Origin of the sequence: Streptomyces sp. LMG1-1-1.1, assembly GCF_040815545.1 — a bacterium.
In the GTDB taxonomy this organism is placed as follows: Bacteria; Actinomycetota; Actinomycetes; order Streptomycetales; family Streptomycetaceae; genus Streptomyces.
Genome location: NZ_JBFPNH010000032.1, coordinates 338,122 through 350,816, shown reverse-complemented (window position 1 = coordinate 350,816; position 12,695 = coordinate 338,122). Strand labels below are relative to the sequence as shown.

Sequence of the window (12,695 nt, the reverse complement as noted above, 5' to 3'; positions counted from 1 at the left end):
GTCCACGGGCGGCGACCGGCCACGTGGGGAGAATGTGATGAGACGCCGGGTGATCCCGCTGCTCGCCGATCTGGTGCTGATCGCCGTGACAGTGGCGACCGTCGTACTCCTGCTGGACTGGGACAGCTGGAGTTCCGAACAGGGCGCGCTGTTCGGGACCGCGGGCCAGCTCGGCACGGCCGGAGGCGCCGTCGCGGCGGTACTCGTCCGCCGACGGCTGCCCGGCGCGGCGCTGGTCGTCGCGGCCACGCTCATGGCGTTCGAACCGCTGACCGGCGGAGCGCTGACCGCCGTGGCCTACTCGGCGGGCCTGTACTGGTCCCGCGTCCGCCACCGCGTCCTCGTCCTGACCGTCTCCCTGACCGTGCCCCTCGCGGTCACCGTCGCCCACTCGGCCGTCGAGCCCGCGCCGATCCTCGAGTACGACGTGATGGTCGTCCTCGTCACCGGCATCGTCTGCGGCGTCCTGCCCGGTCTCGGCGGAGCGCTGGCCGGTCAGCGCGAGCGGCTGGTGCGGGCCCTCGAAGAGCGCAACGCCTTCCTGGAACACGCGCACCGCTCGGCGGAGGAGCAGGCCAGATCTCGCGAACGCTCGCGGATCGCGGGCGAGATGCACGACCTGCTCGGCCACCGGCTGAGCCTGATCGCCCTGCACTCCGGCGGCCTCGAGATGGCCGGCGAGACCGGCGACCCCGAGGTGCGGCGCAGTGCCGTGCTGGTGCACAGCACGGTACGGCTGGCGATGGCCGAACTCCGCGATGTCCTCGGCGTCCTGCGCGCGGAGGATCCGCTGTCGGGCACGTCCGAACCCCTCACCGCCCGGACCGGCACGCACGCGGACGTCGCCGCCCTGGTCGCCCAGTCCCGCACGGCCGGCATCGCGGTCCGCCTCGACTGGGCGGGGGAGGACCTCGCGGGGGAGAGCCCCACCGCCCGCCGCGCCGTGGACCGGGTGATCCGCGAGGGGCTGACCAACGTGCACAAGCACGCCGCCGCGGCCGAGGTACGGGTCGTGGTGCGCCGAGAGGACGGGCAGGTACGGGTCGACGTGCGCAACGGACCCGAGGACACGGGCGCCCGAGCCGTCCGCCTCCCCGGCGGCGACCTCGGGCTCGTCGGCCTGCACGAGCGCGTCCGGCTGCTCGGCGGCACCCTGCGCGCCGGCCCCGAGGCCGGCGGCGGGTACGCGGTCGACGCCCGCATCCCCCTGCGCACCGGCCCCGCCGCGGCGAGCACCCCCGCCCCGGCGGAGCCACGCGCCGTGTCGGCGGTGCGGAGCTGGTGGCACCGGCTCGCCCGCTCCGCCGGCCTGACCCTCGGCGTCGCCGGTGTCGTCGCCCTGCAGTTCGTCACCCTCGCGTTCGTCCCGTACCCGGACGTCGACGAGCCGTACGACGGCGAGGACGCCGTCGTCTCGTCGACCCTCTTCCCCCACACCCCTTGAGGCTTCCGCAGTGATTCGTGTTCTCCTCGCCGACGACCAGGAGCTGGTCCGCGCCGGCATCCGCCTGGTGCTCAAGCACGCCGACGACATCGAGGTGGTGGCCGAGGCGTCCGACGGCCGAGAGGCCTCGGCGCTCGCCGTCCGGCACCAGGTCGACGTCGCGATGCTCGACATCCAGATGCGGGGCACGGACGGGCTCAGCGCGGCCGAGCGGATCGCCGAGCGGGCGCCTTCGGTCCGCGTGGTCATGCTCACCACCTTCGGCGAGCGCGCGTACGTCGACCGCGCGCTGAAGGCGGGCGTGACGGGATTCCTCCTCAAGGACAGCACCCCGCAGGAACTCATCCAGGCGGTCCGCAGGGTCGCCTCCGGAGCGCCGGTCGTGTCGCCCCAGGTCACCCGGCACCTCATCGACCGCTACCTCGACCACGACGAGGAGGCGGCCGACCCCCGCACGAGCCGCATCGCCGAACTCACCGGCCGTGAACGCGAGGTGCTCGCCATGGTCGGCACCGGTGCCTCCAACGCGGAGATCGGCAAGCGGCTGCACCTGGGAGAGGGCACGGTCAAGGGGTACGTGAGCCGCATGCTGACCAAACTCGGCTGCGACAACCGCGTCCAGGCGGCGATCCTCGCGCACGACGCCCGGCTCCTCCACGGAGAGCGCTGACCGGAGGGATCCGGCGAAGGGGCCGGGCCGTCGACACCGACGGCCCGGCCCCTTCGCGTGTTCAGCCGCCGGTCGGCCGTGACGACGGCACGGCCGAACCGTCCGCCGACGGGCCGACCGCAGGCGAGGCCGTCGGCGTGGGCGTCGGCGTGGGCGTGGGCGTGGGCGTGGGCGTGGGCGTACGGGGCCTCGCGTCGGCCCCCGTGCCCGTCCCTGACCCCGCCTCCGGAGTCCGGGTCCGCTGCTCCGCCGGCACCTCCCTCCCCGGGTCCGCGTCGGAGGCGGGCGGCACCTGCACGTCCGCGGCGCTGACCGCGAGGAAGACACCGGCCGCCCCGGCGACGACGGTCTTGGTGACGAGCGCGGCCCAGCGCATCAGGACCTCCTCCCGGGCTCGGCGGGGGCGGCGGCCATCAGGCCGTGACCGGTGACGTTCTGGATCTGGAGGCCCGGCCTCGCGTTGACCTCCAGGATCAGGGGCCCCCGATCCGCGTCGACCACGATGTCGGCGCCCAGATAGTGCAGGCCGGTCGCGGCCGCGCAGCGGCTCGCGGCGTCGAGCACCTCACGCCAGTGCGGGACGGTCGCCCCGATCAGCCGCTCGCCCGTGTCCGGGTGGGTCTCCGTCGACTCCTTCCCGACGAGCGCGTGCGTGATCCGCCCGGTGGCCAGGTCGACGGCGGCGCCGATGGCCTTCTGGTGCAGATTGGCCCGCCCCCCCGCTGAACCTGGTCGGCAGCCGCAGCATCGCCAGCCGGGGCCTGTCACGGTCGCAGATCACCCGGATGTCCGGCAGCCCCTGGTGGGAGAGCCGGGCGAGGTCGGGGTGCGCCCGGATCAGGGGCTCGAACAGGGCCCAGTCGGTGGGGCGCGGGGAGAAGTCCCCGTCCAGGATGCGGCGCAGCTGGTCGGCGACCAGCTCCCGCGAGATCCGCTTGCCGGAGGACGACCGCCAGTGCCGGCGGCCCCGGCCGAAGGCCAGCAGGATGCCGTTGCCGCCCAGGCCCTGGTTCGGCTTGAGCGCCCAGGTGTCGGGCAGACCGTCCCAGTCGAGGGAGTTGATCTCCCGCCGTGAGCGGAGCAGCGCCAGGGTGGGGGAGGTGGGGGCGCCGACCGACGCCAGCGCCTCCTTCGTGGCGTGCTTGTCGTCGACGAGCCGGATGGCGGCCGACGAGTTCTGCCGGGCGATCCGCGCGTTGCGCAGGTTCATGCCCATGACCGGGTCCCAGCCGCGGAGTCGCATCACGCCGCGCCCTCCTGGGCCTTCGCCGCGGGGGCGAACCGGAAGAGCTCACTGAGCCGCAGCCCGCGGTACGTTCCGGCGACCGCCGTCCACACCGCGCACACGACCGCCAGCTGGAGCGGCACCGCCTCCGCGACCTCCCGCACGTACGGCGTCAGGAGGAGCAGCGCCACCAGGACCGCCGTGCCCATGGTCAGGGCGGCGCCCACGACGGCGGCCTTGACGCCGTCGAGGTCCCACGCCTCCCACAGCCGCTCGGTGACGATCGCCGTGACGACGACCGGCAGCGACATGCCCCACGAGTCGGAGAGCCCGAAACCGCCCAGGGCGAGCTGCGAGGCGATCAGACCCGAGGTCACCACCGCGATCAGCACGCCGAGCCGGGCGACCCGCGGCAGGTGCAGGCGCCGCAGCAGCGGCTGCATGGCGAACCCGAGCACGAACATCGCCAGCGTCAGGGGTACGCCCAGGGGCAGGCCGGCCTGCGCGTACGCCAGCGCGAGCAGCACCGGACTGAACGTGCCGAGGGTGTTCAGCCCGACGACCACCCGCAGCCCCACGATCAGCAGGCCCGCCAAGGGCAGCAGCGCCATCATCGACACGGGGTCGATCGCCGGCGCCTTGCTGAACAGGATCCGCAGGGCCGACGGGGCCGCCGTGGAGTCGGGCTGCGTGAGGAGCCGCTTGCCCACCGCGACCTGAAGCCCCTGGACCTCCTGGCGGCCCAGGAGCACGGGGGTCTCGCGCTTCGAGCGGTTGTTGACGCTGAGCTTCGCGACGAACGACCGGCCGGCCAGCCGCATCGAGGTGTCGATCACCGGGCGCCGCTCACGGCCCAGGGCCGAGGCCACGGTGATCCTGGGCGCCGCGTCGAGGTCGAACCCGAGCTCCTTCGCCAGGGCCGTGTCCACCGACGACGCCGACGCCCCCGTGTCGATCAGGGCGAGGACCTCGGACGACGCACCCGACGGTCCGGTGATGCGCACCATCTCCCGCTCGCCGACGACCTCCCCCGACCGGCTCAGCGGCCGGTCGGGGGAACCGATCACACTCATCAGGAGGCAGGCCACGCCGGCCACGGCCGCGAGCACCTTCACGAACACCGGCACTCTCATCCGCCCACCGCCGCGGGCGCCGACCGCCCGATGCCCTCTCCCCGCGCGCGCTTCGTACTTCTGGTCGTACTTCTGGAGGTCATGCATGAGGACAGCCTTGGACAGCGGGCCCGGCGCCCGGTAGTACCGATCGGCCGGAGCGGGGCAACGAAAGTCGTCATGCGGGATCCCCGGTCCAGAGGGTGCGTCAGGGCCGCGATTCCGGTGGGGGGAGGCGCCGGGTAGGGTTCGGGCCATGGCGTCTCGCAGCACTCAGATCCTCGAAGCCGCCGCCCGGGTGATCGCCCGGCGCGGCGTCCGCGGCCTGCGCGTGGAGGAGCTCGCCGCCGAGGCGGGCGTGTCCACCGCGCTCATCTACTACCACTTCAAGGACCGCGCGGGGATCCTCAGCAAGACGCTCGAGTTCATCAACGACCGCGCCGACCGCTACACGACCGAGCGCGACCCGGACGCCGAACCGCTCGGCCCGCGCGAGGAGCTCGACCAGACGCTCCTCCTCGAACTCCAGGACTCGACCGAGGTCCGCGAGAACAGCACCGCCTGGGGCGAGTTGCGGGCCAGCGCCGTCTTCGACGACCTCCTGCGCGAGGACCTGGCACGGGCCACCCTCGTCTGGGTCCAGGAGGTCGCGGCCCTCCTCGGCCAGGTCCAGCCCATGGCCCCGGCCGTCGCCCTCACGGCCTCCGCCGAGCGCCTCACCGCCCTCCTGGAGGGCCTCAGCATGCGCTGGCTCAGCGGCACCCTCCAGATCACCCACGCCCGCACCCTGATGAGCGAGGCCATCGAAGCCGAGATCGCGCTGCTCGGCCGCTAGTCCCGACCTGATCTCAGAGTCCCCAGACCGTCGCCTCACCTTCGGGTCCCGGCGGTGACTTCCGCCACGGATCGGGCGGGTGTTCGAAGGTGTGCTTGATAATGATCACGGCGCGGTGGGGGTGGAGCACGGCGGTGCGACAACCCGGCAGGGGCTGGAGCGCTGCTGGATCGAAGTACGGGGGATCGCATGGAATCGCTGGTTGCGTCAGGTGCTGTCGCGGCGCGTGAGGACAGGTTCGACTGGTTTTGTGAAACGGTGTCCACCGAAGTGATGCCCATCATGCTCAGTACCCGGCATGCGGCCGACTTCCGGGCGGGCATCACCTACATGGATCTCGGCGTGGTGCGGCTGTCTGCTGTGACCGCCTCGCCGGTCCTCTCACGCCGTACGTCGGCTCACGTCCGGCGTGGCGATCCCGAGCACTTGCAGCTGGCGCTCATCACGCAAGGTGGCTTGCGCATCTCCCAGCGAGGCAATGAATCGGTCGTCGCGGGAGGACTCGTGCTGACCGACACCTCACGGCCGAGCGAGGGGGAGTGCACCGGCGAGCAGATCGAGTCGGTGGTCCTGCAGATTCCCCGTCAGGCCCTGGCGCTGCGGTCGGATCGTCTGGACCGCCTCCTCGCGCGGGGCCTCGCCGCACACGAGGGGTCCGGGGCGATCCTCGCCGACTTCCTGAAGACGCTGCTCTCGTACGGCCCGGGCTGTCGTCCGGAGGAGCTGAACGGGATGGGTTCCGTCGCGCTCGAACTGGCCACCGCGTTCCTCGCGCGGCAGCTCGGTGACCCCGGCGAGGCGCCTGGCGAGGCCCGTGCGCAGGAGGCAATGCAGCGGATCCACCGCTTCATCGAGAACAATCTCGGCGACCCCGGACTGACTCCCCAGATGATCGCCGACCGGCACAACATGTCCCTGCGGCATCTGTACAACCTCTACGCCGACCAGCCTCTGACCATCGCGGCCCACATCCGCCGAAGGCGGCTGGAGCGCGCCCATGCCGACCTCGCCTGCGGAGAGCTGAGCAGCCGGCCCGTTCAAGTGATCGCGGCTCGCTGGGGTTTCCCCAGCCCCACCGGTTTCAGCCGGGCGTTCCGCGAGGTCTACGGGATCACCCCTACCGAACACCGCACGCTCTCCCTGGCGGAGCAGCCGCACGCAGGGGACGGAAACCCTGCACGCCACGCACACCACCACGGACTGCGCGGGCCTACATTCTCCGCTGGAGACGGCGTCACAGTGTGAACGGAGCCACGGGACGACAATCCGGCAAGGCGCGTCGATCTCTCCGCGCGCCATCGGCAGTGGCAGCGGCCTGTGACAGCCGAGTCTCCATGCCTCCCGCCTTCCGCGAGGAGGTATCCGAGATCCGTCCTGATGGGGGATGTATGAGCTTGCGCAAGAAGGTTGCCACCACGGTCGGGGCCGCCGCCCTGGCCTTCGCCGGTGTGATGGGTTCCGCGGGTCAGTCGGTCGCCGCGTCGAACGGCCAGCAGATCCACTTCCACGACACCAGCACCGTCGTCTACTCCATCCGCATCGAGGGCTACAACCAGAACGGCGCCTCGGTGTCGGGCTGCTTCGTCACGCCGAGCAGGGACACCTGGATCAGCGGCTGGTGGTGGAAGGGGGAGGTCAGAGTCACCTTCTACAGGAACAACTCCTGCTCCTTCGCCACGTATTACGACGACGCGATCGTGTGGGTCCCCACCGAGCAGAGCGGCGACTGGACGAGCGTCTACTCCTGACCGCCCCGTAGCGCGGCCGCGCCGAGCGGGTGGGCACGGGGGAGGTATCGGGGGAACCCGCCGACCCGGCCGTACGGGGCCCGGCGCGGGCGTGCGGCCTGGCTGTCGGTTTCGCCGGGACGGCGTAGGCATACCGTACCGACGCAGGAGGTCGCGGACGGGTCCGTTGCTCACGGGCCTTGTCCGCGGCGACCCTCTCGGACTTCCGGCGGTCTGCCCGGCCCGAGATCCCCCGTGAACGCGGCTACGCACCGGGTGGAGAATCTCGTCGATCGATGTGCCGGGGGTGACGCTCCCTCTGGCACCCCACCCGTCGAATCGGTCAGCCAGAAGCGTCGCGCGGCGGCTTGAGGCTGCTGAACGCGGCCCCGGCGACCAGGACCGCGACGCCGGCCAGGAGGGCGGCCGTGCTGGCTGCCGGGTGCAGGACGACAGCCCACGGCTGCGCGATGCCGCCGCCGCTCTTCCATCCTCCGACGGCGAGGACCAGCGGCACGGCGGTGACGGCCGGGGCTGCGATCCGCGCTCCGGTGAGCGGGTTGAGGATGAGTGCCAGGCCGAGGTAGAAGGCGGTGTTCCGGCCGATCGACAGGGCCACCGGCTCGGCGCCCGCGAAGTGTCCGAGGGCGGCCATGCTCAGCGCGAGGGTCGCGCAGCCGACGGCGAGGGTGGTGTCGAAGCGGTGGACCGCCCGCACGGCGACCGATTCGGTGGCGCCCCGGGCACGGCCGGTGAAGGCGAGCCACGTCACGGCGGGGACGACGGTGATCAGCGCCGCGAGAAGGAAGTGCCCGGCCCCGCCCACCATCGCGGGTACAGGGATGAGGCTCTGTCCGAATGCCAGGCCCGCGCCGGCCGTCACAGCGGTGACGGCGGCGAGGGTGGGCACGGCACGGGATACGGCCCACCAGTTCACCGGCCCGCTCCTTCAGGGTTCAGGGTCGGCTTCTGGTCGCAGCCGGTGAGTGCGGCGCGGTTCTTGTCGTACCAGGCACGCTGACGATCCGAGGGCAGCGTGAGGACCATCCCGGCGAGTCTGGCGTCGTCGGGGGAGACCCGGCCAGGGACCGGTGCCGGAGGGGTATGGGTGGCGATGCCGGTCAGCCATGCGGTGAGCGGTCCCCGTGCGGGGAACGCCGGGTACCTGTGACTGATTCGGGCGCACGTGGGGATGGGGGGCAGCAGGGTGTTGGCGAGGTTGACGGAGATGTCCTGCTCGCGGACCTGCCCCCTGCCTCCGAAGCCGGCCTGTCCGGGCCTGAGGACACGGTTCTGGGTGAGGGAGGACGGCACGGGAAGGCCGGCGTCCTTCAGTCGTCCGCTGTAGGTGCGGGTGGTCGCGGCGATCCGGGCGCGTCCCGGAGTCTCGGGCCACAGGCACACTTCCGGGACGCCGGCGCCGTCGCAGACCAAAGCGTCGGGGTCCCGGTCGAGGACCGGGTCGTAGTCCATGTGCACGACCAGGAAGCCCGAGGCGACGGACGCGGCGACCAGGACGGTCACGGGCTTCCAGAGGCTGGACCGGGCGATCGCGAGGAGGCACGCGGTGATGATCCCGCCGGCGAACAGGAGCGGGGCCCACACGGCCATGGGGTCGATGACAGAGCCGACCGAGCAGCAGCTGTCGTAGGCGCCGGCCACGAGGTGGCGGGGCCACGGGGTGTCCCAGGATCCGGGGAACGCGGTCAGGGCGAACCCGGCGACCATCGCCAACGGTGCGGCCGCGAGCTGCGGAAGACGCCCGCCCAGGAGGTACCCGGCCAGCGTGGCGGCCGCCATCAGCAGCGCGTACACCACGAACATGCCCAGGTGGGAGAACGACGGAAGCGTTCCCGCGGCCGAGACCGCGACACCGACCGCGAGGAGCATCCCGACGACGCCCATGGCCCACACCGGGACCAGAAGCGGCAGCGCGATGGCGAGGCGGCCGCGGGAGGGAGCCTGCCCGAAGATGTCGCCCCGGCGGAGGCGTGCGCTCTCCCACGCGCCGCTCGCCGCGCACGCGGCCGCGGCGAACGGGATCGTGTAGGAGGCGTTGCCGAGGACGGACGGGCCGTAACCGGGGACGGTGCCCATGGTGATCGGCTCCGACAGGAGCAGCAGGACGTAGGCGGCGAGGAAGACGAGCATGAGTCCGGCGGACGACGACCGCAGGAGGGTGGTGGTACGCATCGGTCAGATCTCCCGTCCGACGAGTGTCGCGTAGGCGGCTTCGGCCTGCTCGCGCCCGCCTGTGGTGGACGGTGCGAGGGCGTGGAAGTCGGCGGGGCTGCCCTGGAACGAGATCTCGCCGTGGGCGAGGACGGCCACCTGCGTGTACAGGTCGGCGAGGTCTTCGGTCTGGTGCGTGGAGACGACCACCTGCACGCTGCCGGCGAGGTCGTCGACGAGCTTTCGGAACACCAGGCGCTGCGTGGGGTCGAGGCCGGCGGTCGGCTCGTCCATCAAGATCAGTTCACTGCGGTGGGTCAGAGCCCCCGCGATTCCCATGCGGCGGAGCTGCCCGCCGGACACCTGGTTGCTCTTTCGCCCGGCGAGGCGGGTGAGGTCGACGCGGCGCAGCGCGTCCTCGGACGCTCTCCACGCCGCGTCTTTCGGCATGCCCTTGAGCCAACCCGTGTAGGCGACCTGCTCGCGCACGGTCAACCCGGGCATGGGATCGATCCGTTGGGGGATCCACGCCACGCGTGCGCGGTAGGCGGCCTGACGGCGGCCCTTCGCCGTGGCTCCGTCGAAGGTGACCGAACCGGAGGCGGGGGTCAGGTGCGAGGCGGCGATGCCCATCAGCGTGGACTTGCCGGCTCCGTTCGGCCCGAGGAGGACCGTGGCCTGCTCGTCGATCCGGAGACTGAACTCCTGGAAAACGGGTGTCTTGCGCCGGTATCGGAACGAAACGTGATCAAAAACCAGAGTCATGGACGGATGCGCAATCCGCCACCCCCCTGCCGGCGGGATGGCTTTGGTCGTGGGACAGTGGACGGGAGAGGGTCCCGGTGCTGAATCCACCGGGACCCTCGTACTGCTAGTTCGACGACCGCACTACCAGGCGACCTTCACGTAGTCGACGGAGATGAACGTGCCGCTGGACACGTCCGTCAGCGCGAAGTAGTAGTTGCCCGCGTCGTCCGGGTCGCCGTAGTCCACCCACCCGCAGTAGTTCGTCCGGGTCCCCTTGGAGCGGTCCGGGGCGCCGGAGACGTCCTTCCACAGCTGCAGCGACGCGAAGTTGAACCCGTCACCGCCGTCCGCCTCGCAGCCCTGGAAGTAGATGCCGGTGTAGTCCCAGGTGTTGTTGTTGTCCCACCAGCGACGCGACTCGTTACCGGCCCGCCAGGAGTTGATGTACGACTCGAACTGGCCCTCTGCCGCGTGCGCCGGAACCACCGACACCGTACCCAGCAGCGCGGCGCCTGCCATCGCGCCGGCCCATGCCTTCAAACCGATCTTCACTTGATTCCTCTTCTTTGTGTGGTGCCACCCCCACCGGGCGGCACTCTCGTGGGTCGGAAGCCGACCCCTGATCCGGCCTGCGACTACCAGGCGACCTTGACGTAGTCGATGTTGATGTAGTCGCCGTTACCGACGTCCGCCAGCGCGAAGTAGTAGTTGCCCGGGTCGTCCGGGTCGCCGTAGTCGACCCACCCGCAGTAGTTGTCACGGGTGCCCTTGCTGCGGTCCGGAGCGCCGGAGACGTCCTTCCACAGGCGCAGCGACGCGTAGTCGTAGCCCCGGTAGTCGTCGTCCGACCGGCAGCCCTGGAAGTAGATGCCGGTGTAGTCCCAGGTGTCGTTGTTGTCCCACCAGCGCCGGGACTCCGTCGGAGCCGTCCACCACGAGATGTGGGACTCGAACTGGCCTTCCGCGGTGACGCCCGCGTCCGCCGGCGTGATGCCGCCGATCCCGAGGAGCGCGACCCCTGCCATCAGGCCGGCCGCTTTCTTGCGTCGGGTGCTCATCAGATCCTCCTTTCCCTGCTCGTCCGCCCCGAGTGAGGGCATTCCGGAGGGTGGAGACGTTGTGCCTTGCCTCCCCCCTGAGGCGCCCCGAACGCTAACTGTCGAGCACCCCGTTTTGTAAAGGGGATTCTTCTCTGGCTCAAATGAAACCCTCCCTTTCCCTCCCCGCTCGAGACAGATCGTTTCCACAGTCCACCGCCCGGTTCACCGCTCGCCGACTCGCCGCAGTGTTGGCCGAGAACCGTCGCTTCACCGGGGAGAGTCCGCAATCAGCGGCGCTTGCCGAAAGGATGCGTGACGGCCACAGAGTGGGCTTGACCAGCGGATAGGTGAGAACCTGGACAGCTGGTACGGCGCGCTGGGGGGGTGTACGGAGGGCGGGTCGAACCCTGCACGGAATATGGAGTGGTCGTGCATTGGTCGCACATTGCGGCCACCTGCCGAGGGTGTCTAATCGAGTTCCGGCCCGTCAGAAGCGGTGCGCCACGCCCAGGACCGCATTCCTGCAATCAGGTCTGCTTCCGGTCCACGCAATCGGCGCCTTGGTGAGGCGATCGACATCTCACCCATGCGCCCGATGCGGGTGAAAAGCAAGTTCGATCGTCCATATGAGGAGAACCTTCGTGCGCCTGAACGCCGTCAAATCCGTCCGCCGCGTGCTGAGTGCCGCCGGCGGTGCCCTGCTCATCTCGATGGCCCTGCCCGCCTCACCCGCCACCGCCGCCGACCTGTCCGAGTGGTACTGGCTGGCCAACTGGAACAGCGCCAAGTGCCTGGAGGTGGGCGGCTGGTCCACCGCCAACGGAGCCGGCGTCAACCAGTGGGCCTGCCACGACGGAAACAACCAGAAGTGGCTCGGGGTCCCCCACGGCGAGGGGAGACTGATCTACAACGCCCACAGCGGCAAGTGCCTTGAGGTCAAGGGCTGGTCCACCGCCAACGGCGCCCAGATCGGCCAGTGGGACTGCCACGGCGGCGCCAACCAGCAGTGGAAGACCGACGTCCTGGGCGAAGGCGTCCTCCGCCTGATCAACGTGAACAGTGGCAAGTGCCTGGAGATCGGCGGCTGGCGCACCGACGACGGCGCCCCGGCCACCCAGTGGGACTGCCACGGCGGCGACAACCAGGTCTGGGCCTGATCGGCTAGACACCCCCCCTAGCCCACCAGCATCCAGGAGAACACCATGCGACCCCTCACAGCCAAGACCCTCCGCCGTGTCCTGAGCGCCGCCGGTGGAGCCCTGCTCGTCTCCCTCGCCCTGCCCGCGTCCCCCGCCTCCGCCGTGGACCTGTCCCAGTGGGGCAGGATGGTCAACCTCAACAGCAACGCGTGCCTGGAAGTGGGTGGCTGGTCCACCGACAACGGCGCCGGTGTCAACCAGTGGGCCTGCCACGACGGGAACAACCAACTGTGGGCCGTGGTCCCGTACGGCGCGGGGAACCTCGTCTACAACGCCCACAGCGGCAAGTGCCTTGAGGTCAAGGGCTGGTCCACCGCCAACGGCGCCCAGATCGGCCAGTGGGACTGCCACGGCGGCGCCAACCAGCAGTGGACCGTGTCCACGAGCAACCACCACTTCTCCCTGGTCAACGTGAACAGCGGCAAGTGCCTGGAGATCGGCGGCTGGCGCACCGACAACGGCGCCCCCGCAACCCAGTGGGACTGCCACTGGGGCGAGAACCAGCGCTGGTCCTAGGGGAGAAC

16 protein-coding genes are annotated in these 12,695 nt (G+C 70.9%); 7 read left to right on the top strand and 9 right to left on the bottom strand.

The window, feature by feature from the left end; all coding sequences use genetic code 11:
• Window positions 1–37 precede the first annotated feature (37 nt).
• Window positions 38–1,444 carry a sensor histidine kinase gene (locus tag MRBLMG1_RS19745; protein WP_367825387.1) on the top strand — a complete coding sequence of 469 codons (1,407 nt, stop codon included), beginning with the start codon at window positions 38–40 and terminating at the stop codon, window positions 1,442–1,444.
• Window positions 1,445–1,454: 10 nt separating this feature from the next.
• The gene (locus tag MRBLMG1_RS19740) at window positions 1,455–2,114 is read left to right on the top strand and encodes a response regulator (RefSeq protein WP_367825386.1); all 660 of its coding nucleotides are present in this window, start codon (window positions 1,455–1,457) and stop codon (window positions 2,112–2,114) included.
• 61 nt (window positions 2,115–2,175) lie between these two features.
• Here the strand turns inward: MRBLMG1_RS19740 and MRBLMG1_RS19735 are convergent, their stop codons facing one another.
• From MRBLMG1_RS19735 to MRBLMG1_RS19720, 4 genes are read right to left on the bottom strand one after another with little or no spacing between them, the layout of a single operon-like run.
• Window positions 2,176–2,490, bottom strand: coding sequence for a hypothetical protein (locus MRBLMG1_RS19735; RefSeq protein WP_367825385.1), 315 nt, complete (start codon window positions 2,488–2,490; stop codon window positions 2,176–2,178).
• Window positions 2,490–2,786 (bottom strand): sugar-transfer associated ATP-grasp domain-containing protein, encoded by a 297-nt coding sequence (locus tag MRBLMG1_RS19730; protein ID WP_367825419.1) that lies wholly within the window; start codon window positions 2,784–2,786, stop codon window positions 2,490–2,492. The genes MRBLMG1_RS19735 and MRBLMG1_RS19730 overlap by 1 nt, the downstream gene beginning before the upstream one ends.
• Window positions 2,680–3,357 carry a sugar-transfer associated ATP-grasp domain-containing protein gene (locus tag MRBLMG1_RS19725; RefSeq protein ID WP_367825418.1) on the bottom strand — a complete coding sequence of 226 codons (678 nt, stop codon included), beginning with the start codon at window positions 3,355–3,357 and terminating at the stop codon, window positions 2,680–2,682. Before MRBLMG1_RS19725 ends, MRBLMG1_RS19730 begins: the two co-directional genes overlap by 107 nt.
• The gene (locus MRBLMG1_RS19720; RefSeq protein ID WP_367825384.1) at window positions 3,357–4,559 is read right to left on the bottom strand and encodes a 7TM domain-containing protein; all 1,203 of its coding nucleotides are present in this window, start codon (window positions 4,557–4,559) and stop codon (window positions 3,357–3,359) included. The genes MRBLMG1_RS19725 and MRBLMG1_RS19720 overlap by 1 nt, the downstream gene beginning before the upstream one ends.
• Before the next feature lie 148 nt (window positions 4,560–4,707).
• Between MRBLMG1_RS19720 and MRBLMG1_RS19715 the strand changes: the two genes are divergently transcribed.
• The 3 genes from MRBLMG1_RS19715 to MRBLMG1_RS19705 all read left to right on the top strand — a co-directional run bounded on the left by MRBLMG1_RS19715 (window position 4,708) and on the right by MRBLMG1_RS19705 (window position 7,034).
• Window positions 4,708–5,286 carry a TetR/AcrR family transcriptional regulator gene (locus MRBLMG1_RS19715; RefSeq protein WP_367825383.1) on the top strand — a complete coding sequence of 193 codons (579 nt, stop codon included), beginning with the start codon at window positions 4,708–4,710 and terminating at the stop codon, window positions 5,284–5,286.
• Between the two features lie 189 nt (window positions 5,287–5,475).
• Window positions 5,476–6,531: a helix-turn-helix domain-containing protein gene (locus MRBLMG1_RS19710; protein ID WP_367825382.1), complete on the top strand. Its 1,056-nt coding sequence runs from the start codon at window positions 5,476–5,478 to the stop codon at window positions 6,529–6,531.
• 149 nt (window positions 6,532–6,680) lie between these two features.
• Complete coding sequence (locus MRBLMG1_RS19705) at window positions 6,681–7,034, top strand: hypothetical protein (protein ID WP_367825381.1); 354 nt, start codon at window positions 6,681–6,683, stop codon at window positions 7,032–7,034.
• 322 nt (window positions 7,035–7,356) lie between these two features.
• Here MRBLMG1_RS19705 and MRBLMG1_RS19700 read toward each other — a convergent pair whose 3' ends face one another.
• From MRBLMG1_RS19700 to MRBLMG1_RS19680, 5 genes are all read right to left on the bottom strand, one after another.
• Complete coding sequence (locus MRBLMG1_RS19700; protein ID WP_367825380.1) at window positions 7,357–7,950, bottom strand: hypothetical protein; 594 nt, start codon at window positions 7,948–7,950, stop codon at window positions 7,357–7,359.
• The gene (locus tag MRBLMG1_RS19695; RefSeq protein ID WP_367825379.1) at window positions 7,947–9,206 is read right to left on the bottom strand and encodes a DUF7224 domain-containing protein; all 1,260 of its coding nucleotides are present in this window, start codon (window positions 9,204–9,206) and stop codon (window positions 7,947–7,949) included. Before MRBLMG1_RS19695 ends, MRBLMG1_RS19700 begins: the two co-directional genes overlap by 4 nt.
• A gap of 3 nt (window positions 9,207–9,209) precedes the next feature.
• Window positions 9,210–9,950, bottom strand: coding sequence for an ATP-binding cassette domain-containing protein (locus MRBLMG1_RS19690; RefSeq protein ID WP_367825378.1), 741 nt, complete (start codon window positions 9,948–9,950; stop codon window positions 9,210–9,212).
• A 123-nt stretch (window positions 9,951–10,073) separates the two neighbouring features.
• Complete coding sequence (locus tag MRBLMG1_RS19685; RefSeq protein ID WP_367825377.1) at window positions 10,074–10,484, bottom strand: hypothetical protein; 411 nt, start codon at window positions 10,482–10,484, stop codon at window positions 10,074–10,076.
• An 83-nt stretch (window positions 10,485–10,567) separates the two neighbouring features.
• Entirely contained in the window at window positions 10,568–10,990 is a 423-nt protein-coding gene (locus tag MRBLMG1_RS19680; protein ID WP_367825376.1) for a hypothetical protein, read from the bottom strand.
• A 623-nt stretch (window positions 10,991–11,613) separates the two neighbouring features.
• Here MRBLMG1_RS19680 and MRBLMG1_RS19675 point away from each other — a divergent pair.
• Entirely contained in the window at window positions 11,614–12,129 is a 516-nt protein-coding gene (locus MRBLMG1_RS19675) for an RICIN domain-containing protein (protein WP_367825375.1), read from the top strand.
• Between the two features lie 45 nt (window positions 12,130–12,174).
• On the top strand, window positions 12,175–12,687 hold the full coding sequence (locus MRBLMG1_RS19670) for an RICIN domain-containing protein (protein ID WP_367825374.1): 513 nt from the start codon (window positions 12,175–12,177) through the stop codon (window positions 12,685–12,687).
• Window positions 12,688–12,695 lie beyond the last annotated feature (8 nt).